This window comes from Nonomuraea sp. NPDC050540 (assembly GCF_044457485.1).
GTDB lineage: Bacteria > Actinomycetota > Actinomycetes > Streptosporangiales > Streptosporangiaceae > Nonomuraea.
The window spans coordinates 86768-109492 of the sequence record NZ_JBITHA010000017.1 but is presented as its reverse complement, the minus strand read 5'-3'; the positions used below and the strand labels follow the sequence as shown (position 1 = coordinate 109492).

The 22725-nt window shown below is 73.7% G+C and carries 18 protein-coding genes; 8 read left to right on the top strand and 10 right to left on the bottom strand.

The features are described 5' to 3' along the window. Positions 1 to 3 precede the first annotated feature (3 nt). Complete coding sequence (locus tag ACIBI5_RS41915) at positions 4 to 825, bottom strand: phosphoenolpyruvate hydrolase family protein (protein WP_397255478.1); 822 nt, start codon at positions 823 to 825, stop codon at positions 4 to 6. Further along, on the bottom strand, positions 822 to 2027 hold the full coding sequence (locus ACIBI5_RS41910; protein WP_397255477.1) for a Tm-1-like ATP-binding domain-containing protein: 1206 nt from the start codon (positions 2025 to 2027) through the stop codon (positions 822 to 824). The genes ACIBI5_RS41915 and ACIBI5_RS41910 overlap by 4 nt, the downstream gene beginning before the upstream one ends. Before the next feature lie 35 nt (positions 2028 to 2062). On the opposite strand from ACIBI5_RS41910, the gene ACIBI5_RS41905 reads away from it, so the two are divergent. Together ACIBI5_RS41905 and ACIBI5_RS41900 are read left to right on the top strand one after the other, a co-directional pair. Then, positions 2063 to 3136, top strand: coding sequence for an NAD(P)/FAD-dependent oxidoreductase (locus tag ACIBI5_RS41905; protein ID WP_397255476.1), 1074 nt, complete (start codon positions 2063 to 2065; stop codon positions 3134 to 3136). A gap of 39 nt (positions 3137 to 3175) precedes the next feature. Next, positions 3176 to 4027, top strand: coding sequence for a DUF3152 domain-containing protein (locus tag ACIBI5_RS41900; protein WP_397255475.1), 852 nt, complete (start codon positions 3176 to 3178; stop codon positions 4025 to 4027). A gap of 1 nt (position 4028) precedes the next feature. On the opposite strand, the gene ACIBI5_RS41895 is transcribed toward ACIBI5_RS41900, so the two are convergent. Continuing rightward, a complete protein-coding gene (locus tag ACIBI5_RS41895) occupies positions 4029 to 6314 on the bottom strand; it encodes an NACHT domain-containing protein (protein ID WP_397255474.1) in 2286 nt (761 codons plus the stop codon). 173 nt (positions 6315 to 6487) lie between these two features. Here ACIBI5_RS41895 and ACIBI5_RS41890 point away from each other — a divergent pair, with 173 nt between their 5' ends. The 4 genes from ACIBI5_RS41890 (at position 6488) to ACIBI5_RS41875 (ending at position 10747) form a co-directional block, all read left to right on the top strand. After that, complete coding sequence (locus ACIBI5_RS41890; RefSeq protein ID WP_397255473.1) at positions 6488 to 6889, top strand: hypothetical protein; 402 nt, start codon at positions 6488 to 6490, stop codon at positions 6887 to 6889. A gap of 32 nt (positions 6890 to 6921) precedes the next feature. After that, positions 6922 to 8334 (top strand): carboxylesterase/lipase family protein, encoded by a 1413-nt coding sequence (locus tag ACIBI5_RS41885; RefSeq protein ID WP_397255472.1) that lies wholly within the window; start codon positions 6922 to 6924, stop codon positions 8332 to 8334. 69 nt (positions 8335 to 8403) lie between these two features. Next, a complete protein-coding gene (locus ACIBI5_RS41880; protein ID WP_397255470.1) occupies positions 8404 to 9522 on the top strand; it encodes an MBL fold metallo-hydrolase in 1119 nt (372 codons plus the stop codon). 76 nt (positions 9523 to 9598) lie between these two features. Beyond that, the gene (locus tag ACIBI5_RS41875; protein ID WP_397255468.1) at positions 9599 to 10747 is read left to right on the top strand and encodes an MFS transporter; all 1149 of its coding nucleotides are present in this window, start codon (positions 9599 to 9601) and stop codon (positions 10745 to 10747) included. Here ACIBI5_RS41875 and ACIBI5_RS41870 read toward each other — a convergent pair. Beyond that, entirely contained in the window at positions 10744 to 11607 is an 864-nt protein-coding gene (locus ACIBI5_RS41870; protein ID WP_397255466.1) for an exodeoxyribonuclease III, read from the bottom strand. The two genes, ACIBI5_RS41875 and ACIBI5_RS41870, sit on opposite strands and share 4 nt — an antisense overlap. Before the next feature lie 87 nt (positions 11608 to 11694). Between ACIBI5_RS41870 and ACIBI5_RS41865 the strand changes: the two genes are divergently transcribed. Both ACIBI5_RS41865 and ACIBI5_RS41860 read left to right on the top strand, forming a co-directional pair. Beyond that, positions 11695 to 15366: an ATP-binding protein gene (locus ACIBI5_RS41865; protein WP_397255464.1), complete on the top strand. Its 3672-nt coding sequence runs from the start codon at positions 11695 to 11697 to the stop codon at positions 15364 to 15366. 97 nt (positions 15367 to 15463) lie between these two features. Next, positions 15464 to 16357: a CHRD domain-containing protein gene (locus ACIBI5_RS41860; RefSeq protein WP_397255462.1), complete on the top strand. Its 894-nt coding sequence runs from the start codon at positions 15464 to 15466 to the stop codon at positions 16355 to 16357. A gap of 6 nt (positions 16358 to 16363) precedes the next feature. On the opposite strand, the gene ACIBI5_RS41855 is transcribed toward ACIBI5_RS41860, so the two are convergent. From ACIBI5_RS41855 to ACIBI5_RS41830, 6 genes are all read right to left on the bottom strand, one after another. Next, on the bottom strand, positions 16364 to 17269 hold the full coding sequence (locus ACIBI5_RS41855; RefSeq protein ID WP_397255460.1) for a pirin family protein: 906 nt from the start codon (positions 17267 to 17269) through the stop codon (positions 16364 to 16366). A 28-nt stretch (positions 17270 to 17297) separates the two neighbouring features. Continuing rightward, entirely contained in the window at positions 17298 to 18302 is a 1005-nt protein-coding gene (locus ACIBI5_RS41850; RefSeq protein WP_397255458.1) for a coiled-coil domain-containing protein, read from the bottom strand. A 112-nt stretch (positions 18303 to 18414) separates the two neighbouring features. Next, the gene (locus tag ACIBI5_RS41845; protein WP_397255456.1) at positions 18415 to 20028 is read right to left on the bottom strand and encodes a protein kinase; all 1614 of its coding nucleotides are present in this window, start codon (positions 20026 to 20028) and stop codon (positions 18415 to 18417) included. Positions 20029 to 20067: 39 nt separating this feature from the next. Further along, complete coding sequence (locus tag ACIBI5_RS41840; protein ID WP_397255742.1) at positions 20068 to 21249, bottom strand: MFS transporter; 1182 nt, start codon at positions 21247 to 21249, stop codon at positions 20068 to 20070. Continuing rightward, complete coding sequence (locus ACIBI5_RS41835) at positions 21249 to 22289, bottom strand: PLP-dependent cysteine synthase family protein (protein ID WP_397255454.1); 1041 nt, start codon at positions 22287 to 22289, stop codon at positions 21249 to 21251. The genes ACIBI5_RS41840 and ACIBI5_RS41835 overlap by 1 nt, the downstream gene beginning before the upstream one ends. A 44-nt stretch (positions 22290 to 22333) precedes the next feature. Further along, complete coding sequence (locus ACIBI5_RS41830; RefSeq protein ID WP_397255452.1) at positions 22334 to 22639, bottom strand: hypothetical protein; 306 nt, start codon at positions 22637 to 22639, stop codon at positions 22334 to 22336. Between the last annotated feature and the right edge of the window lie 86 nt (positions 22640 to 22725).

Sequence of the window (22725 nt, the reverse complement as noted above, 5' to 3'; positions counted from 1 at the left end):
GCATCAGACCTCCAGGTTCTTGAATGCGGCCACCTGCTCGGTGATGGCGCGCTCGGTCGGCAGGCGTTCCACCGACGAGGCGCCGAAGAAGCCCGCCACGCCCTTGGTGTGGCGCAGGACGTGGGCGGCGTCGGCGGGTTCGGCGATGGGGCCGCCGTGGCACAGCACGATCACGTCCGGCCGCGCGGCCACCGCGGCGTCGCGCATCGCCTGGACGCGGGCCACCGCCTCATCCAGGGTGAGCGCGGTCCCCGCGCCGATGGAGCCCTTCGTGGTCAGGCCCACGTGCGGGACGAGCACGTCGGCCCCGGCCAGCGCCATGGCCCGCGCCTGGTCCTCGTCGAAGACGTAGGGGGCGGTCACCAGGTCGCGTTCGCGGGCCAGCCGGACCATCTCGACCTCCAGGTCGAAGCCCATGCCGGTCTCTTCGAGGTTCTGCCGGAAGACGCCGTCGTACAGGCCTACGGTCGGGAAGTTCTGCACTCCCGCGAACCCCATGGCCTTCAGCTGGTCGAGGAAGAGCGGCATGATCCGGAACGGGTCGGTGCCGCACACGCCCGCCAGCACCGGCGTGTCGCGCACCACGGGCAGGACCTCGGCGGCCATGTCCACGACGATCTGGTTGGCGTCCCCGTACGGCAGCAGCCCCGCCAGCGAGCCGCGCCCGGCCATCCGGTAGCGGCCGGAGTTGTAGATGATGATCAGGTCGACGCCGCCCGCCTCGGCGCACTTGGCCGACAGGCCCGTCCCGGCGCCCGCGCCGATGATCGGCTTGCCGTCCCCGGCGGTACGGCGCAGCCGTTCCAGAACCGTCTGCCTGTTCACTGGTCCCCCTTGATCAGCAGGTGGAGCCGGTCGGCCATGGCACGGCCGAACTCCGGGTCGTTGATGTGCGCGGCCAGGCGCACGGTCCGCGGGTAGGCGGCCAGTGCGGCGAAGGCCGCAGCGTCCGCCGCCGGGTCGTGGAAGGGCATTCCGGGCGCGTCGAGCGCGGAGACGCCGCCCTCGGGGATGAACAGCACCGCCGGCCCGCCGACCCGCGCGAGCTTGGCGGCGATCTCGCGGCCCAGCTCGGCCATCTCGGACTCGGTGGTGCGCATGAGCGTGACGGTCGGGTTGTGCACGTAGAGCGTGCGATCGGCGAACCGCTCCGGCACGCTGTCGCGGGGCCCGAAGTTGACCATGTCGAGCGCGCCGGGGGCGACGACCTGCGGGACGCCGTGCCGTCCGGCGGCGGTGAGCCGGTCGGGTCCGGCCGACAGGACGCCGCCGACCAGTTCGTCGGCCAGCTCGGTCGTGGTGAGGTCGAGAACCCCGGCCAGCATGCCGCTCTCGGCCAGGCCTTCCAGGGCGCGCCCGCCGGAGCCGGTGGCGTGGAAGACGAGCACCTCGTAGCCGAGCTCGTCGAGCCTGGCCCTGGCCGCGTCGACGGCCGGGGTGGTGACGCCGAACATGGAGGCCCCGATCAGCGGCCGGTCGCCGTCCCGCTCCGGGCCGCGCGCCGCGTACTGCCCGGCCATGCCGGCGACGGCGGCGGCGGCGTTGCCCAGGATCGCGCGGGACACGCGGTTGATGCCCGCGATGTCCACGACGGAGTACATGAGCGTGACGTCCTTGGCTCCGACGTACGGCGCGACGTCGCCGGAGGCCATGGTCGAGACGATGAGCTTGGGCAGGCCGATCGGCAGGTCGCGCACGGCCCGCGCGGCGATCGAGGAGCCGCCGCTGCCGCCTACGGCCAGCACGCCGTCCACCCGTCCCGCCCGGTGCAGGTCCGCCAGGACCCTGGCCGCCCCCTCCCCCATCGCCGTGACGGCCGCGCCCCGGTCCCCCGCCGCCCGCAGCGCCTCCAGATCGGCCCCGGCCAGCGAGGCCACCTGGGCGGCGGGGAAGTCGGCGGCGAGCCCGGACGGCCCGACGCCCGTGTCGACCACGATCACCTCGCTGCCCAGCCCGGCGAGGCGGTCGCGCAGCCAGGAGTACTCCGGCCCTTTGGTGTCCAGCGTTCCGATCAGTACCACTGCCATGTGACCGACGTTATCCCCGCTGCGATCATCTTGGTATGAGGGTTGTGGTGATCGGCAAGGGAATCGCAGGAGCGAGCGCCGCGTACCACCTGAGCCGCCGCGGGGTGGCGGTGACGGTGGTCGACGCCGGGCTGGCCGGGCAGGCGACGGAGGCGGGGGCGGGGATCGTCTGCCCGTGGGTGGACCACGAGGACGACCCCGCCTGGTACGAGCTGGCACGGGCCGCCGCCCGTCATTACCCGGAGATCGGCGCCGGATACACGCGGGTCGGAGCGCTGCTGGTGGCCGAGGATCGGGCGGAACTGGAGCCGGTACGCCGCCTGCTTGCGGACAGATATCCGGACGCGCCGGAAATGGGAGAGATCACGGAGATCCCGGACCCCGCGGCGCTCTTCCCGCCCCTGGCCCCCGGCCTGAGCGCCCTGCACGTGCCCGGCGCGGCGCGGGTGGACGGCCGCGCCATCAGGGACGCGCTCCTCGCCGACGCCGTGGCCGGCGGCGTCGCGCTCCTCCACGGCCGCGCCGAACTCCTGCCCGACGACACCGTCATGCTCCACCACGACGCTTCGCCCGGCGAGGGCACGCCCCTGCCCGCCGACGCCGTGGTCGTGGCCGCCGGTGCCTGGACAGGCCAGGTGTGCGCGCCCCTCGGGGCCGACCTGCCGGTCAGGCCGTGGCGGGGCCAGATCGTGCACGCCGTGCTCGACGGGGTGGACACCTCGGGCTGGCCGATCGTGCTGCCGCGGCGCGGGCCGTACCTGCTGGGCTTCCCCGGCTCGCGGGTGGTCATGGGGGCGACGAGGGAGGACGCCGGCTTCGACGCGCGGGTGACGGTGGCGGGGCTGGCGGACGTGCTGTCTACCGGGGTACGGCTGGCGCCCGGCCTCGCCTCGGCGAGCGTCGCCGAGACCCGGTCGGGGCTGCGACCGGTGATGGACGGCGAGCGCCCGCTCATCGCCCGCCTGAACGGAACGGTGGTCGCGGTCACCGGCCTCAGCGCCTACGGGCTGACCGCGGGGCCCTATGCCGGGATGCTGGCCACATCGCTGGTTCTGGGCGAAACGCCGGAGATCGACCTGGGGCCCTATGCGGTCGTTCCCGGCGTATGATCGTCTTCTCCCCACACGTGATCATGTGGGGAGAGTCGGGTGCGGGTGCCGGTGCTGCTGGTGGTGTTGCTCGCGGCGAGCGCCTGCGGCGACGCCGCCGCTCCGGGATCCACGGCCGGCGCGCCCGCCTGGAACGTCGAGCGGACGGACATGTGGCGCTCAGGCGTTGAGCGGCCGGACGCGGCGTGGCCCGGCGTGTCGCCGTCGGCCGTGGAGCGGCCGGACGTGGTGTGGCCCGCCGCCGGGCGGCAGGACGCCGAGCAGGCGGACGCCGAGCGGCCGGACATCGAGCAGCGGGACGCCGAGCGGCCGGGCGCCGGGCGGCCGGAAGGTGAACGGGTCGCGGCGGAGGGTTCCGGGCCCGGCCGGCGGGTCAAGGTCCCCGTCTCCGCCTCGGGCCGCTACACCGTGGTCAAGGGCCGGGCACAACCGCGCCCCGGCCGCGCCCCGGTGGTGCGGTACATGGTCGAGGTGGAGCGCGGCCTCCCCTTCCACCCCGGGGACTTCGCCGAAGCCGTCCACCACACCCTCAACGACCCACGCGGCTGGGGCCGCTTCCAGCGCGTCGCCCACGGCCCGGTACGCCTCAGCGTGGCCCTGACCAGCCCCCGGCTGACCGACCACCTCTGCCTCCCCCTGAACACCGGCGGCGACCTGTCCTGCTGGGACGGCCACCGCTCGGTGATCAACGCCGTCCGCTGGGCCCGAGGCGTTCCCCAGTACCACGGCGACCTGGCCCGCTACCGCCACTACGTGATCAACCACGAGGTCGGCCACGGCCTGGGCCACAGCCACCGCCCCTGTCCGGGCAGAGGCCGCCTGGCCCCGGTGATGCTCCAGCAGTCCAAGTCCCTGGACGGCTGCCGCCCCAACCCCTGGCCCCGCCCCTGAGCTACCCGGGTCCGGCCAGGTGGTCCTGGAGTTCGGCGTGGCGGAACTGGTACATCGGGCCCACGGCGCGCAGCAGGCCCAGGCGGTGGGCGTCGTCCAGGAAGGGCATCAGCCCGCGCGGGATCCGGCCCGTCCCCGTGGCGATCACGAAGGCCATCCAGGCGTGGTGACGGCCTGCCACCAGGGCCGCCGTCAGGCCGAACGTGACGGCGTAGCTCAGCCCCACCGCCAGGCCGAATCTCGGGGTGTCCGTGTACGCGGCCGCCGATCCCGCCGTGAGGCCGCTGGTCAGCGCCGCGGTGCCGCCGATCGTGGCGGCGCGCACCAGGTTGAGTGTGCGGTCGGCCCGCCAGCTGGCCTGCGGGGAGCCCGCCCGGCCGTCCCTGGTCGGCGCCTCGGCCCAGGCGGCCAGGCCTGAGGCGAAGCCGTACGCGAGACCGACCGTCAGGGCCGAGACGGCTCCGGCGAGGTAGGCGGCGGCCCCGAAGCCCACGGTGAAGCCCATCATCAGCACCATCGCCACCCCGGCCGCCAGGCCGAGCGCCAGACCGCGCGCCGGCAGGAACGCGGGTCCCGGACGGCGGCCGCGGCCGCGCAGGTCGGCGTAGCCGGGCTGCTGGCCGGGCCAGGCGCGGGCGGCCGGCGCCACCACGCCGCCCGCTGCCACGCCGAACAGCAGGCCGTACATCAGCCCGCCCGCGCCGGAGCCGGACAGGATCGACGTCGAGATCGTGGAGCACGCGGTGATCGTCAGGGCCACGGCGAAGCCCATGGCGAGCCTGATCGCGGGAGTGACGGCGCCGGTGTCGCGGGCCAGCCGCCACCAGGCCAGGTCGCGGGTACGGGGGCTGCCGTCCGGGCCCCGGGGGTGGGTGAGGTGGCGGGCCAGGGTGGTGAGCGTGCGGCGTACCTCCTCCGGGTCGCGGCGGCGGCGCGGGCGGAACAGCTCGCCCGGGTGCGCGCCGGGCGGGCGGGCGTCGATCAGCGCGGGCACGAGGCGGTCGAACAGGTGGGCGCGCAGCGCGCTCGCGTCCGGGAAGCGGTCGAGGAGCACGGCGGGGTCGGCGTTCGGGGCGATGAAGACGGCGCGCAGCAGCCACAGCCCCAGCGGCGTCGCGGTCACCTCGGCCAGCGGGCCCGGCGGCCCGCCGGCCAGCCCGGCCAGGACGCGCTCCCACAGCGGCCCCGCCCGCGCGGGCAGGCAGCGCCGCAGGTAGGCGGCGGCGACGGACGGTTCCAGCGGGTCGGGTTCGATGACGGTCGCGGAGGTGATCACGTCGGCGGCGCCGTCCACCGCCTCGCGGTAGGCGGACGTGCGGGCGGTGACGACGAGCTGGTCGCCGTCGCCGAGTGAGCGGTTGAGCGCGGCGATGACGGCGGTACGCGCGGCCTCGGGCAGTTCGTCCAGGCCGTCCAGGATCGGCAGGATGTGGCCGCGCCCGGCCAGCGCGGCGGGTGCCCGCGCGCCCGGTTCGGTGGCGCGCAGCGCCGGGTAGTCCCTGGCCAGCCGGGCCGTCAGCCAGTCCTGCAGGAGCGGGAACGTTCCCGGGTCCCAGTCGGCCGCCGGCAGCAGCACCGGCACGGGCTCGTCGTCGTGCTCGTGCCGGGTCGCCAGCAGTTCGCGCAGCAGTTGTACGGCCAGCGTGGTCTTACCGGAGCCGGGACCGCCGAGGATCACCAGGCGGCGGCGCCGCATGCCGCGCAGCCGCCGGGCCAGGGCCGGGACGTCGTCGCTCGACACGGTCAGCGGCGCGGTTCGAGGGGTGAGGTTGTCGGGGTGGTCGAGCAGGCGTCCGTCGCCGGTCAGCCGCCAGCGCACCGGCATCGGGCCGGGGTCGTCCAGCGACCGCAGCCGCGCTTCGGTACGCCACTGCTGTTCGACCAGGTCGGCCAGCACCTCCTTGGCGGCGGCGAGCGCCTCGGGGACACGGCGGGCCGGGGCCGCGGGAGGGGGACCGCTCCGCCGTACGAGCAGGTCGTCGTAGGCCCGGTCCCAGGCCGCCGGCTCGCCCAGCTCGCCGGGCAGCGACCGGCGGGATTCGGCGGCCTTGCGCAGGCAGGTGTCGACGAAGACCTCGACGTGCTCGCGTTCGGGGCAGACCGGGCGGGTCGTGCTGAGCATGCCGGCGATGGTGCCGCGCTTGAGCCGTAACGGCGGCTGCCCGGCGCGGCGGCGCGGCGTGCGCACGCTGGCGGCCTCCAGGTCGCGCACGGAGATCCCGGTGGCGTCCTTCAGCTCCCGCAGCCGTTCGGCGAACCGCAGCCGAAGGTCGCCGTCCTCGCGCATGCCGAGCTCCTCGCCCGCCGTCCGGCGGCGCCGGACACCTCCTCGCGCCCGAAGCCTATGCCACGGCCTGCGGCCGGACCGGCCTGCCGGGAAAAGCGTCCTGGCCGTTGCCGGACACCTTCCCGGACATCGAGCCTCGGGCCGTCGACCGATCTCAGAAAGGGGCACCAGTCGTGAGCCACCTCCTCTCCGCCCGCGTGGTCATGGTCATCGTCCTGGCCTCGGCCGTTCTGTCCGTCCCGGCCCAGGCGGCGGCGCCGCCGTCCGGGCTGCGGTGCGGCGCGTTCTCGTGCCAGTACACCTTCACCCGTGCGCGTACCGCCTGGATCCACGACAGGCTGACGGCCACCGACCGGACCACCCAGGCGGTGACCCAGCTGATCTGCGTCCGCATCCCGCACAAGCTTGTCGCGGGCCTGTGCGCGTTCAGCGCCGCCTACCTCTACGACAAGGCGCACACCCACCTGGAGGAGGCCGTCGCCCGGGACGGCTGCCTCGTCGTGCGGGCCAGGCTGAGCCTCAGGAAGGCGATCACGTTCGGCAGTCTCCCGCCGCAGGACGCGAAATGCGGATGAGGACGGATCCCGGCCAAGCGTAAGTTTGGTATATGACGACGATCTCCACGGGCAAGCTGACCGGTCGGACCACCGACGACGTCACCTCCTTCCTCGGCATCCCCTACGCCGAAGCCCCCTTCGGACCGAACCGGTTCGCGGCGCCCGTCCCGGCCGGTCCGTGGGAGGGCACGTTCGAGGCCGTGCGGTTCGGCCCGCAGCCGCCGCAGCCGCCGCTGCTGCCGGGGGTCGCGCCGTGGAGCTCCGCCGAAGGCCTGGACTGCCTGTCGGTCAACGTCTGGACGCCCGATCCGGGCGGCGCCGGCCTGCCGGTGATGGTGTGGATCTACGGCGGCGCGTACCTCATCGGCACCGCGGGCCTGCCCGAGTACGACGGGACCCGGCTGGCCCGCGAGGGCGTCGTGGTGGTGACGTTCAACCACCGGGTCGGCATGGAGGGATACGGCCTCATCGAGGGGGCGCCGGCCAACCGGGCGCTCCTGGATCAGGTGCAGGCGTTGCGCTGGGTGCGGGAGAACATCGCGGCGTTCGGCGGCGATCCCGGCAACGTGACCGTGTTCGGGGAGTCGGCCGGGGCGGGGGCGGCGGCCTGCCTCATGGCGATGCCGTCGGCGGCCGGGCTGTTCCGGCGGGTGATCGCGCAGAGCGTGCCGGCGACGTTCTACACCCCGGAGCTCGCGGCCCGGATGACGGCGGGGATCATGGCCAGGGCGGGCGGCTCGCCGTACGAGCGCAGCCCGGAGGAACTGCTCGCGGCCGTGCACGCCTTCTCCAGCCACGACCTGCGCGGGAACATCGCCGAGTGGGGCGCGAGCGGCATCGCCGAGATGCCGTTCGCGCCCGTCGTGGACGGCGAGGTGCTGCCGGAGACGCCGTGGGAGGCGCTGGCCGACGGCGCGGCCTGTGACGTGGACCTGCTCGTGGGCTTCACCCGCGACGAGTACGCGCTGTTCATGGCGATGGGCGAGGGCGGGGACACCGCGCAGGCGCTGAAGACGCTCGCGCCGCCGCAGGCCGGCGTCGTCTACCGCACCGCCTACCCGGAGGCGGAACTGCAGCTGCGGCTCATGTCCGACTGGCTGTTCAGGATGCCGAGCACGCTGCTGGCCGACGCGCACACCGGCCCGACCTACGCCTATGAGCTGACCTGGGCGCCCACAGCCCTCGGCGCCTGTCACGGGCTGGACGTGCCGCTCACGTTCGGCACGCTCGACTCGGAGCTGGCCCGGCTGCTCACCGGCGGCTCGTCCGAGGCGGAGGGGCTGTCGGCGCAGTTCCGCTCGGCCTGGACGCGCTTCGCCGCCACGGGCAGTCCGGGCTGGCCGGAGTACGAGCCGGTCAACGCCATGACCCATCTCTTCGACGTGACGCCGTCGGACGTCGGTGACCCGGAGTCCGCGACCCGGGCCCTCTGGTCGGAGGCCGGCTTCCACGCCATGACCTGACCCTCGCGCTCGCCGCAATCTATCGCGATATATCTTCGAGAAGAGAGTTGACTATGCAAGGAGTCTGACATGGCGGGATTGCGGACGGCACGGCGGCTGCTCGTGGGCGGAGCCGCCCTGGCCGCGGCCGGATGGGCGCTGCGGGACGTGCCGGCCGAGCTCGGGGCACGGCCACTGATGTCCGGACCCGAGCGGGCGGCCAGGATGCGGCGCTCGCCGCAGTTCAAGGACGGCACGTTCTTCAACCCGATGCCCGAGCCGACCCACACGGGCCGGCCCGACCCCAGCATGCTGGCCGAACTGACGCGCGACCGGACCCAGCGCAGGCCGGGCGGGCTGATCCCGGTGCTGACGCCGCCGTCGGGTGAGCCGGCCGCCGAGGGCCTGCGGGCCATCTGGTACGGCCACGCGTCCACGCTGATCGAGATCGAGGGCAAGCGGGTCCTGTTCGACCCGATCTGGAGCAACCGCCCCTCGCCCTCGCAGCTGGTGGGCCCGAGGCGCCATCACCCGGTGCCGGTCGAGCTCGGCGCGTTGCCGCAGGTGGACGCGATCGTGATCTCGCACGACCACTACGACCATCTGGACATGGCGACGGTGCGGCGGCTGACCAGCTCCCAGAAGGCGCCCTTCCTGGTGCCGCTGGGCATCGGGGCGCACCTGGAGCGCTGGGGCGTGCCGCTGTTCCGGATCATCGAGCTGGACTGGGACGAGGAGGCGGTGGTGGCCGGGCTGCGCTTCGTCTCCACGGCCGCCCGGCACTTCTCCGGCCGCTCGCTGACCCGCAACGACACGCTGTGGGGCTCGTGGGTGGTGGCCGGCCGGGACAAGCGCGTCTTCTACGCCGGCGACTCCGGCTACTTCGAGGGCTACCAGGGCATCGGCGCCGCGCACGGCCCGTTCGACCTGGCGCTCATGCCGATCGGCGCCTACAGCCCGGCCTGGCCGGACATCCACATGAACCCGGAGGAGGCGGTCAACGCCACCATCGACCTCGGTGCGGCGCTGATGCTGCCGGTGCACTGGGCGACGTTCACGCTGGCGCTGCACCCGTGGGGCGAGCCGGTGGACCGGTTGTGGCGCGAGGCCAAGGCGCGCGAGGTCAAGATCGTGGTGCCGCGGCCGGGCGAGCTCGTCGACACCGCCGACGCGCCCGCCCTGGACACCTGGTGGGAGATGCTGGCCTAGCCGGACGAGGGCGGCGGCGCGGCCTGGTCCGAATCCTGCCAGTGCCCCGGGGCGAGCGCTGCTTGGCTGGACTCCCATGTCCACCACACCACTGGTCCGCTGGCTCGCCGTCGCCGCCCTCACGCTGGGCATCTTCAGCATCGTCACCAGCGAGATCCTGCCCATCGGCCTGCTGACCGCCATCGGCGCCGACTTCGGCCTCACCGACGGCGTCACCGGGCTCACGATGACCCTGCCCGGCATCGTCGCCGCGATCGCCGCCCCCGCGCTCACGCTGGCCACCGCCCGCCTGGACCGCCGGGTGATGCTGTGCGCGATGATGGCGCTGCTGGCCGCCGCCGACGTGCTGGCCGCCGCCGCGTGGTCCTACGAGGCGATGCTGGTCTCCCGGATCCTCGTCGGGCTCACGATCGGCGGGTTCTGGTCGGTGGGCGCCGGACTCGCCGGGCGCCTCGTGCCGCCAGCGGCCGTGGGCACCGCGACGGCGCTGATCTTCTCCGCGGTGCCGCTGGGCTCGGTGCTGGGCGTGCCCGCCGGCACGATCATCGGCCACGCCGCGGGCTGGCGGGCGGCCTTCGCCGTACTGGCCGGGCTGGCTCTGCTCGTCCTGGTCGCGCTGCTGGTCCTGCTCCCGCCGCTGCCCGCCGACCGGATCACCGCCGCAGGAACGCTGGCGGCCCTGCTGCGCCGCCGCGGCACCGCGGTCGCCCTGCTGGCCACGTTCCTGGTCGTCCTGGCCCACTTCGGCTCCTACACCTATGTGACGCCGTTCCTGGAGCAGGTCACAGGGCTGCACCCGGCCGCCGTCAGCTCCGTCCTCCTCCTGTACGGCGCCGCCGGCGTGGCAGGGAACTTCGTCGCGGGCAGGACGGTCACCACCCGCCCCCGCGCGACCTTCACCGCGGCCGGCGCCCTCATCGCGGCGGCCACCCTGCTGCTTCCCGTCGTCGGCGGCACGGTCTGGGGCGCGGTCGCCCTGCTGGCCCTGTGGGGCCTGGCCTACGGCGCGGTTCCGGTCTGCTCGCAGGCCTGGTTCGCCCGCGCCGCCCCCGACGCGCCGGAGGCGGCCACGGTCGTGTTCACCAGCTCGTTCCAGGCCACCTTCGCGCTCGGCGCGCTGGCCGGCGGCATGGTCGTGGACACGCTGGGCGTCAATGCCGTGATGCTCTGCGCCGGTGTGGCCGCCCTCGCGATGGCCGCGTCCCTGTGGGCGCTCACCCGCTAGGGCGACTGCGGCAACTTCACCGATCCGCGCTTCGGGGCGGGCGCCGACGGCGGCGGCACGACCGGCCCGATGTCGCCGTCGGGCGCCTCGTCCAGGTCCACGATCACCGGCGCGTGGTCGCTCGGCCCCGTGCCCTTGCGCGCGTGCCGGTCGACCCAGGCCGCCCGCACCCGCCCCGCCACCGGGTCGGAGGCCAGCACCAGGTCGATGCGCATCCCGAGGTCCTTGTGGAACATGCCCGCCCGGTAGTCCCAGTAGGTGAACACCCGCTCATCGGGCCACCGTTCGCGCACCACGTCGTGCAGCCCCAGCTCCCGCAGCTCCGCCAGCGCCGCCCGCTCCGGCGGCGTCACGTGGGTCTGCCCCTCGTAGGCGGCCGGGTCGAAGACGTCGGCGTCGGCGGGCGCGATGTTCACATCGCCGCACACCATCGCCTCGGCCGGCCCGAGCCGCACCGCCTCGCGCAGCGCGGCCAGCCATGCGAGCTTGTACCGGTAGTGGTCGTCGTCCGGCGTGCGCCCGTTCGGCACGTACACCGAGTGCACCCGCACTCCCCCGCAGGTCGCCGCCACCGCCCGCGCCTCCTGGTGCGGGAAGCCGGGCGCTCCGGCCAGCCCGGTGACCACGTCGTCGAGGCCCGCTCTGGACAGGATCGCCACGCCGTTCCAGCGGGGCTCGCCGTGCGCGGCCACCTCGTAGCCGCGCACGGCCAGTTCCTCGCCGAGCAGTCCGGCGAAGGCCTGGTCGGCCAGCTTGGTCTCCTGCAGGCAGACGACGTCGGGACGGCGCTGATCCAGCCAGGGAAGCAGGCGGGGCAGCCGCTGTTTGACCGAGTTCACGTTCCAGGTCGCTACTCGCACCCGATCCACGATATCCGGGATTCACGATCAGCTCTCCCCGGGCGAACCCCGGCTCATAGGCTGGTCCTCTCACACTGCGGGAGAGCGATGACCTTCGGATGTGCGGGAAACCTGCCTGATGAGGACGCCGGCCTCATCGGACGGCTCGGCGTGCTCGCCACCCTCAGACGGCACGTGGCCGAGGCGCGGCTGGTCACGGTGACGGGCATCGGCGGCGTCGGCAAGACCCGCACGGCGCTGCGCTTGGCCCACGAGACGCGCGGCCGCCACCCGGACGGCGCCTGGTTCGCGGGCGTGTCGGCGGTGAGCGACCCCGGCCTGGTCAGGCCGGCGATCGCCGCGGCGCTGGGCATCGGTTCGCTGCCCGGATGGGCCGAGGGGCGCCGGGGGCTGCTCGTGCTCGACGGCTGCGAGCGGGTGGCGCCGGCCTGCGCGCAGGTGGCCGGGGAACTGCTGCGGGCGGCTCCCGGGCTCCGCGTGCTGGCCACCAGCCGGGTTCCGCTGGGCGTACCGGAGGAGCGGGTGGTCGCGCTGGCGCCGATGGAGACGGCGGGCGCGGACAGCGAGGCCGTGCGGTTGTTCGCGGCCAGGGCCCGCGCCGTGCAGCCCGGCTTCGAGCTGGACGAGCTGACCGTCGCCTCGGTGGCCGGGCTGTGCGCCCGCCTGGACGGCATCCCGCTGGCGATCGAGCTCGCCGCGCTGCGCCTGACGAGCATGTCGGTCAACGACGTCGCCGCCGGGCTGGAGGACCGCTTCGCCCTGCTGACCGGAGACGCCGGCCGCCCGGGCCTGCACGACGCCCTCACCCGCAGCTACGACCTGTGCGAGCCCGCCGAGCGCCTGCTCTGGGCCCAGCTGTCGGTCTTCGCCGGCGACTTCGACCTCGAGGCCGCCCGCTTCGTGTGCGGGGAGGAGATCGGCGGCCTGGTCGAGGCCCTGGTGGACAAGTCGGTCCTGCTCACCAGGACCGACTACCTGGGCACGCGCTACAAGCTGCCCGGCACGCTCGCGGAGTACGGCGCGAGGCGGCTGGAGGACGGCCGCGAGATCCGCCACCGCCACCTGCTCTACTACCTCGGCCTCGCCACCCGCAGCGAGCAGGACTGGTCAGGCCCGCGCCAGATGTACTGGTTCGAGCGCATGCGCCAGGAACACGACAACATCCGGGTGGCGCTGGAGCACGCTCTGCACACCCCCGACGAGGCCGCGCTGGCGCTGAGGCTGCTGTCGTCGCTCTGGTTCATGTGGGTGTGCTGTGGTTTCGCGGGCGAAGGCCGGAAATATCTGGAACGCGCCCTGCGTGCCAACCCCGAGCCGAGCCCGGAACGCTGCAAGGCCATGTGGGTGCTGTCGTACGTGCGCAGCGCCCAGGGCGACAGCATGGGCGCGATGTCGACGGCCGAGCTGTGCGGCGCGGAGGCGAAGCGGATCGGCGACTCGAAGGCGCTGATCCTGTCCTCCAAGATGCGCGGCACCGCCGCCCTGCTCCAGGGGGACCTGCAGAAGGCCAGCACGCTGCTGCGCGTGGCCATCGAGTTCAACTCCGAAAGCGCGGCGCTGAACCCCGGCCTGCTGCCGGCCGTCGTCGAGCTGGCGATCGTGCTGACCAAGCAGGGGGCGCTGGAGGAAGCGGAATCGATGCTGCTGGAGTGCCTGCGCACGTGCGAGGACCGCCAGGAGCTGTCCGTGCGGTCCTACGCGTACTGGACGCTGGCGATGACCCGGCTGGCCATGGGCCAGGCCGAGGAGGCGCTGCACGACGTCAGGAAGACCCTGCGCCTCAAGCGGCCGTTCCACGACATCCTGGGCATCCTGCTCGCACTGGAGACCGCCGCCGGCGTCTACGCGGCGCTGGAACGGCCCGCGCTCTCGGTCCGCCTGCTGGGCGCGCTCCGGGTGAACTGGAAGGCCGCGGGACTGCCGATGCTGGGCGCGCCGTGGCTCACCGACGACCACGACGCGCTGGTCCAGAAGTGCCACAAGGTGCTGGGCGAGAACGCCTACAAGGAGGCCTTCGACTCCGGTATGCGGCTGGATCTGGCACAGGCGACCGCCTTGGCGCTGGGGACCCGTCCCGCGGGCGAGCCGACCGAGCTGACGATCAGGGTCGCCGGCCCGGCGGGCGCCGCGCTCACCGAGGACGCCGTCGAGCGGGTCGCGCGCGCCTTCGGCTTCACCATGCCGGTCGGGGACGGCGACGGCGGAACCGCCTACGGCCTGGTGTTCCGCGACGACGGCGAGGGGGTCCCGGCCGAGCAGCGCCTGGAGGAGATGGACCGCTGCCTGCGGGAGGATCCGCCCAGGGAGCCCACGGTCGCCAGGTTGTTCACCGTGCTGCGGAACGCCGGTCCCGCCGTGGTGCTGATCAAGCGCACCCTCATCGTCCACGCCCAGGGAAAGATCACGACCCGCCGCCTGTCCTCGGCGGAACAGGCGTTCCTGCACAGCCGCCCGCAACTGTTCGACGACCCGGACGGGCTGGTGGCCGAGTTCCGGCAGCTCGCGACGGAATCGGCGGTGGACGGCTCCGTCCAGGCGGGACGCGACTACGACGAGGAGATCGCCGCGCAGCTCGGCGTCCCCGTCGCCGTCGCCATCAAGGCGTGGGGCGACCCGGAAGGCTATGAGATCGCGCCGAACACCCCGGCCTGGACCAAGCGGGGCTACACCGACTGCAGCCTGTCCGCGCTGGTCATCAAGCCGCCGCCCGGCACCCCCATGCCTGCCCGCAAAGTGATCGCGAAGGTCTGCCCGCCGGGCCCGTTGTCCCGCGAGTACGCCCGGCACAGGCTCGCCCTCGACGTGAGCGCCGTGCTGTTCCGCCAGAAGCACCTGGTCGGTCTGCTGCCCCATCCGCCGCGTGTCGCCGGCACCGGCGAGCGCGTGTTCTTCCAGGAGGTCGCCGGCGGCGGCCTGACGGACATGGCGCAGATGTCCGAGCTGAACTCACCCCAGGAGCTCATCCCCGTGTTCCAGCGCGTCATCAGGGGCGTGCTGTCCGAGTGGAACCCGTACCCGGCCGAAGTCCGCGCGGACGTGGACTCGGGAGAGTACCTGCGCGCCGAGCTGGGCGCCCGGTTCGGCGACGGCGCGAAGCTGCGCGTCTGGGCGCGGGAGTGCGGGCTGCTGGAGCCGGAGCGCAGCTGGATCTGGTTCTCCGGGGACCGGTCCGCGAAGGTGCTGCCCAACCCGCTGGCCATGGCCGCCGGGGACATCGTCGGACTCCACCACGTCCAGCACCTGCGCGGCTTCTCCCACGGCGACCTGCACCACGGGAACGTGCTGATCCCGCGCACCGCCGCGGGCAAGCTGGAGGCCAAGCAGTTCCGGCTCATCGACCTGACCACGTTCGAGAAGTGCGCCTCGCAGGCGTCGGACCCGGCGATGCTGCTGCTGTCGGTCATCGCCAGGCAGGTACCGCGGCCGGGTGAGGAGCTGTTCGACCTGATCGTGCGCGGCGAGGGCGACGACGAGCTCGTCGGGCCCCTGGTCCGCTTCCTTTTCGACTACAAGCTCCTGACCCCGGGCTTCCGGGACGACTGGCGCCACCAGCTCCTGCTGTCCCTGCTGGCCGCGGCGCTGACCCACTGCAGCTTCGCCGACGTGGACGAGCACCTGAAGTGGTGGTTCTTCCGGCTGGCGGCCCGGTGCGGCGCGGCGTACCTGCGGAGCACCCGGTCGTGGGATCCGCCCGAGACGGCCGTGCCCCAGCAACTCCGGCTGGAGCACATGCGGGGCTTCGAGATGCGCGAACGCTGAACGCGTCTTTTTACCCACTCCCTGGGCTGAACCCGGGCGGTGCCCGCCCCGTACAACCGGGCGCCACCACGCAGAACCCTCAGCCAAAGGATCGATCATGAAGAAGATCGTCGTCTCCGGCCTGGCCGTGGCCGCCGCCCTGACCGCCTCCTCCCTGGCCGCCGCCCCCGCGCAGGCCACCACCCCGGTCTACCTCGCCGCCACGCTCACCGGCTCCAACGAGGTTCCCACGCCCGGCCAGAAGGCCGGCGACCGCGACGGCCGCGCCGTCGCCGTCTTCCGCGTCCACGGCAACCGGGTCGACTACGCCATCCGCTGGAACCGGGTGGCCGCTCCGACCGCGTTCCACATCCATCAAGGCAGGGCCGGCAGGAACGGCGAGGTGAAGATCCCGTTCTTCGGCGCCGCGCTGCCCGGCAACCTCACCGCCGTCAAGGGCGCGGTGACCGTCAACGACCGGGGCCTGCTGCGCCGCATCACCGGAAGGCCCGGGAACTGGTACGCCAACCTGCACACCGCCGAGTTCGGCGGCGGCGCCGTGCGCGCCCAGCTCCACCGCATCCGCCCGGTCTCCCTGGACTCCGTGCTCGCCTACGGCTCCGGCCGTACGCTGACCTCGGTGGCGACCGGAGCGCAGGAAGTGCCCGCCCCCGGCCAGAAGGTCGGCGACCGCGACGGCCGCGCCGCGTGGCTGGTGTGGGCCCAGGGCACCCGGGTCGCGTTCGCCGCCGCGTGGGCCGGGATCGGCGCGCCCACCAACGGCCACATCCACCGCGGCGCCAGGGGCGAGAACGGCCCGGTCGTGGCCGACTTCTTCGGTGACCCCAAGGGCCTGCCCGCCTCGGTCACCGGCGTGGCCGGCGCGACGACGGCCCAGGCCGGCGTGGTGCGGGGCATCAACAGGAACCCGAAGAACTGGTACACGAACCTGCACACCAAGGAGTTCCCCGGCGGCGCCGTGCGCGGCCAGCTCCACCGCGGCGGCTGGTAGCCCCCGTCAGCGCACCCGTCCCCGCGGCTTCAGCCGGATGCCCGGCAGCTCGGGGGCGGGCAGCGGCTCCCCGTCGAACCCGCGTACCACGCCGAACCCACTGCCCCTCGTCCATTCCTCGCGATAGGCGGCGATGTCGTCGTGGGAGCGGCCGACGAAGTTCCACCACATGACGATCTCCTCCGCGAACGGCTCGCCGCCGATCAGCAGCACCCGCCCGCGCCCCTCCAGCACGATCCGCTCGCGGCCCGGCGGCAGGTACAGCAGGGGACCGGCGGGCACCTGCGCGACCGCGCCGTCGAGCAGCAGCAGCCCGTGCTCGAACCCCGGCTCGACGGCCAGCTCGGCCCGCCCGTCCACCGAGACCTCCGCGCCGATCAGCGGCGAGTAGACCGTGGCCGGGGACGGCCCGCCCATGAGCACGCGGGAGCGGTGGCCCGGCCCGTCCAGCACCGGCAGCTCCGCGTGGTGCTCGAACGCCGGTTCCACGCCCCGATGCTCCTCGGGCAGCGCCACCCACAGCTGCACCCCGTGCAGCGTGCCGCCCTCCGCGGACTCCTCCGAGTGCGAGATGCCGCGCCCGGCGGTCATCAGGTTGAGCCGGCCCGGCCGGACCGCCCGCAGGCTGCCGAGGCTGTCGCGGTGCAGCACCTCGCCCTCGACCAGCCAGCTCACGGTCTGCAGCCCGGTGTGCGGGTGGGGCGGCACCCGCATCGCCACCGCCTCGGGGCCGTAGGCGTCGACGAAGCACCAGGCGCCGATCATGCGGCGCCGTACATGGGGAAGGGTGCGGGTCACGCTCATCGCGCGCGGCCCGCCCAGCGGGACCGCGCGCCCGGTCAGCAGCTCCGTCCCCGCCGCGCCGTCCGCCGCGCAGACGACCTCCTGGGGGTCGCGTTCCAGGTTGCTCACATGACGACGGTACAGCGCCGCCCTGTTCTCAGTAGACCGAGATGTGGGGGTGGTCGTAGTGGTTGGCGGTGGTGCCGCCCCGGTCGGTCATGGTGCGCCACTGGCCGTTGCGCACGTGCCAGATGCGCTGGCGGTAGATCACGTACATGATGCCGAGGCGCTTGGCGTTCTTGACGACCCACGCGCAGATCTCGTTGCCGCGGGCGATCTCGGCGGCCGAGGGCATGGCGCCGCCCCGGCTGAGCATGAAGTCGCAGGCCCGGCCGAGGGGGTGCTCGCCGCCGTCGCGGATCGAGCGGTAGCAGCCGATGCCGAACGGCACCTCGAAGCGCTCCTGGACGAGCTGCTTGACCAGGCGCATGCGCGGGGTGATGTTGTCCTCCCCGGCGGGCAGCTGCGGGACGAAGGTGCCGTCGCGGCGGGCGCCGGGCACGTCGTGAAGCTGCTCGATCTTGTCGCGCATCTTCACGATCAGCTTCTCGGCCTTCTTCTTGCGGGCCTCCAGGTCCTCGACGGTCGCCCGCAGCTCCTCCTCCTGGGCCGCCGACTCCTCCTGGGCGCGCTGGAACTCATCGCGTACCTGGGCGAAGCCCCGCAGTCTGGAGTTCTGGACGTCGACCATGTGGCGGTTGAACGCGAGCCTGTTGAGCAGGGACTCCGGGTCGCCGCCGCCGCTGAACATGTTGGCCAGGTTGGGTTCGCCGCTGATGTACTGAGTGGTGCCCATGAGGCGGAGGTTGGTGGCCTCGCGGTCGTAGACGGCCTGGGCGCTCCTGAAGCGTTCGCGGGCCGCCTTCTCGGTCTTGTCGACCTTCTGCAGCTCGACGCGGCTGCTGTAGTAGTCGGTGATGAGCTTGTCCGACTCCTTCTGGAGGGCGGCCAGCTCCTTCTTCAGCTGCTTCACCGTCGGCTTGGGCTTGGGCTTGGCCGAGGCCGGTATCGGGGCCACGGCGAGCGCCACCACCGCCGCCAGCGCCGCGAGTCTTCTCCACAGCGGCCCGCGCCGCACGCCAGCGGGTGACGCAACCGCCACGCTTCTCCTTCGACCGAGCCCACGGGCGGTCGCCGTTCCTCAACGCGAGCCGGGGGCGCCCTCTGTCCGATCGAAGATAGTAGGGGATAGCGGCCGTTGAGGTGCAATCAGGTCATTCGGTATCGCGCCGGTGCCGGCTCCTGCCGGCCTGCCGCGCGGCGAGGTGGCGGCCCAGCAGTACCGAACCGGGCAGCACGGCCATACCCAGCAGGCTGCTGCCCAGGCCGAGGTCGAGGTCGGCGTCGAGCAACTGGTTGCCGCCCTTGAGCACGGGCAGGTCCAGGGAGACCTTCAGCGACACCGACAGCAGCGGCTCGGGCTTCTTCTCCGGGGGCTTGCCGCCCGAGGGCTGGGACTGCGTCGCGGGCGGCGGGGTGGCCTTGGTGGGCTCGCCCTTGGTGGGCGCGTCCCTGGTGGGCTCGGGGCCGCGGGTCGGGCCGGTGTCGCGGGCGGGGCTGCGGGTGGGCTCGGCGGTCCTGCCGGGGGTGCGGCTCGGCGCGGCCGTGCGGCTGGGCTCGTGGGTCGGCTGCAGCGTCCGCGTCGGCTCCCCCGCCGCGGTGACCTCGTCCGGCGGTACGGCGGTGCCCACGCGGTCGCCCGCGTCGGTGATCGGCGGCGTGAAGGGGAGGCCGGTGGAGGGGCCGGGCGTGCGCGAGGGTGTGGTGACCGGCGGCGACAGCGGCGGCGCCGAGCTCACCGGGGGTAACGCGCGCGCGGCCTGGATCGGCGGGTCCTCGGTCCACATGACGAAGACCGAGACCACGGCGGCCGCCGTGGCCGTGATCAGCCCGCCGGCGATGGCGAACTTGGCCACCGGGGTCAGCGTGCTGCGGGCGAACCCGGTCGCCACCTCGGCCCCCGCCGACGGCACCAGCGGCAGCAGCGCGATGTGCGGGACGGTCAGCAGCCCGAGGCCGGCCCGTCCGCGCCGCTCCCATCCGCTCCCGTACGCCCTGCCCGCCACCTCTTCCAGCTCGGCCAGGAAGGCCTGCGCCGACGGGGGCCGCTCGGCCGGGTCCTTGGCCATGCCGAGCTCGACCAGCCCTCTGACCTGCTCGTCCACGTTGGCCAGCGGCGGCGGTACGTTCTGGTGCTGGTAGGCGAGGACGGCGGCGTCCTCGCCGGGGAACGGGCGGTGCCCGGTGAGGCACTCGAAGAAGACGACGGTGGCGGCGTAGACGTCGGTGGCGGGCCCGGCGGGGGCGTCCTCCCACTGCTCGGGCGCCATGTACGACGGCGTGCCCACGTAGGTGCCGGCCTCGCCGAAGCGGGTGGCGAGGCCGAAGTCGACGAGCTTGCTGACGCCGTCGGCGGCGACGATGACGTTCTCCGGCTTGAAGTCGCGATGGGCGACGCCGAGTCCGTGCGCCGCGGCCAGGCCGGTGAGGGCGCCCTTGAGGACGGCGAGCGCCGCCTCGGCGCCGGTGGCGCCCTCGTGGGTGAGCAGGCGGCGCAGGGTGATGCCGTCGACCAGCTCCATGACGATCGCGGCGTCGTCCTCGCCCTCGACGTACTCGTAGAGCCGGGCGGTGTACGGGCTGTCCAGCGCGCCGATCACCCTGGCCTCGTCGCGGAACCTGGCGACGAACTCCTTGTCCTCACGGAGCCCGGGCGACAGGTGCTTGATCGCCACGGGTAAGCCGTCCGACGCCCGCACGGCCAGCATGACCTGGCCTGTGCCGCCGTGTCCGAGCTCGCGAATCTCCGTGTAGCCCGGAACCTGCATCGCGGAACCCCCTGGGCAAAAGATCCAGTCTCCCGGACACTAGCCCGTATTGGCGGGCGGTACAACACGCTCCGTCGAGAAGCCGTGACGGGATCGGCAGAGCAGGTGTACGCCCGCCGCGGACCCCAGTCCCACCGCCACCAGCCCCCACCAGGCCAGACCCGCCTCCAGCGCGGCCCCGGTCAGCACGTTGCCGGCCGCCACGCCGATGCCGGAGGCCGTGCTGTAGAGGCCGTAGCAGGTGCCGATCCGCTCGCCGCCGAAGCGCGCCACGGTGGCCATCTCGAAGGGGTAGACGATCATGCTGCCGAGGGTGAGCAGGACGGTGGCGGCCATCACCGCCACCCCGGCCGGGAGCCCGGCTGCCATGAGCCCGGGCGGGGCGAAGGCCAGGCCCATCAGCGCCAGCCCGCGGGTGATCGCCTGTCCGGGCGTCCAGCGCGCCGCCGCCCACGCGGTCACCTTCACCTGGCCGAGCATGGCCATCGCGCCGGACACCACGAAGATCCACACCGCCTGCTCCGGTACGGCCAGCGGCAAGCTGAGGTAGACCTGGAACCCGAGCACGTACGAGCCGGTCATGGCCAGCGCGAACAGGCAGAACGCCCGGTCGCCGAGCGCGCCGCGCCAGTCGGCCAGGATCGAGACGCCCGCGTCCGCCCGGCTGCCCCGCCGCGCCGGCAGCGCCTTGGCCTGGGCGAGCGCGAGCACCGCGAACAGCGCCGCCGCGCTCAGACAGGTCAGGCGGAAGGCGACGGCGTTGAGCAGCAGCCCGACGAGCGGCCCGGCCAGGATGCCGGTCTGGTAGAAGACGTTGAACAGCGCGAACGCCTCCACCTTCCGCTCCCCCGCCTCCTGGGCCAGGTAGGCGCGGGCGGCGGGGTTGAAGAACGCCCCGGCCAGACCGGTCAGCGCGGAGGCTGCCAGCAGCGCGGGCACCGCCTCGACCAGGCCGAGCATCGCGAACCCCGCCGTGCGCAGGAGCAGGCCGGTGAGGATCATCGGCTTGTAGCCGAGCCGGTCGGCCAGGCTGCCGCCGAGAAGGAACAGGCCCTGCTGGCACAGGTTCCGCACGCCGAGCACCAGCGCCGCCGCCCACACCGCCAGGCCCAGGTCGCCGGTGAGGTGGGCGGCCAGGTACGGCATGAGCATGTAGAAGCCGACGTTGATGGTCAGCTGGTTGAGCATGAGCAGCCGGATCGGCCTGCTGTAGCCGGACATCACGACGTCGCTCCCGCCGGGCGGGCGACGGTGGCGCAGCGGGTCCAGCGCTGGGCCTCGGCGGCGGCCGGGTGGGGCAGCTCGTCCGGTTCCGGCTCGGGTTTGGCGTCGAGCAGGCCGTGTCCGGCGCAGTAGGCGTCGCCGTACACGGTGTCGAAATAGCGTTCGGGACCGTCGGGGAAGACGGCGGCGATGCGGGTGCCCGGCGGTTCGCGCCGGGCCAGCCACGAGGCGACCAGCGCGACCGCGCCGACGCTCCACCCGCCGGTGGCGTAGCGGGCGGCGGCCAGGCGGCGGCAGGCCCACACGGCCTCGGCGGGCGCCACCCAGTGCACCTCGCGGAAGGCGTCGTAGGCGACGTTGGCGGGATGGATGCTGCTGCCGAGGCCGCGCATCAGGCGCGGCCTGGCGGGCTGACCGAAGATGGTCGAGCCGACGGTGTCCACGCCGACCAGCCGCACGTCCGGGCTGTGCGCCCGCAGCACGCGGTGGATCCCGGCGCTGTGCCCGCCGGTGCCGACGCTGCAGACGAGCACGTCGACGCGGCCGAGCTGGGCGGTCAGCTCGGCGGCGAGCCCGGCGTAGGCGGCCGCGTTGTCGGGGTTGGCGTACTGGTCGGGGCAGTAGGCGCCGGGCGCGCCCGCCATGAGCTCGCGCACGCGGGCGCGCCGCGCGGCCTGCCAGCCGCCTTCCCGGTACGGCTCGGCCACGATCTCCAGTCGTGTCCCGTAGGCGAGCAGCAGGCGGCGCATGAGCGGCTCCATGCCCGGGTCGGCCACGAGCGTGACGGGATGACCGTGCACCACTCCGGCCAGCGCCAGCCCGAGGCCGAGCGTCCCGCTGGTCGACTCGATGATCGGGGCGCCGGGCCGCAGGGCGCCGCGCCTGCGGGCCTCGGCCACCATGTGCAGGGCGGGGCGGTCCTTGATGCCGCCGGGGTTGTAGCCCTCGAGCTTGGCCCAGAAGCCGCGCTCGCCGCCCGACCAGAGCTCGGGCACCCACAACACCGGGGTATTGCCCACGAGTCCTGAAATATCCATGTTTTCTCCTGTGCAGAGGTACGGATGGACGCGCCGGGGCGCATCTACATCCGGCTCACGCACAGGAGGGCGAGCAGGGCGGCGGGCCGTACGGGAGGCCGGGCCGGGGACGGCGGGGTGGCCGGGACCGGCGCGGCGGCGCAGCGGCCCTGCTGGCCGGGCGCGGGCGCGTCGACGGCCGGTTGCTGCGCGGCGGGCGCGTCACAGGAGGCCTCGTGCTCGTGCGGATGCGTGCCGGTGTCGCAGCCGGACACCCCGGCGGGCTGCGGGGTGTCGGCGTGCGCGTGCGGTCCGGCCATGCACAGAAGGGTGAGCACGACCATGAGCGCCACGAACGGCCTCCAGGTCATGGCGTGCACGCTACATCACGCTGCGTGACCGCCACCCCGCCAACGCGGCACTTTTTACTACTTCCTATAGTAGCCAGCGCGGTCAC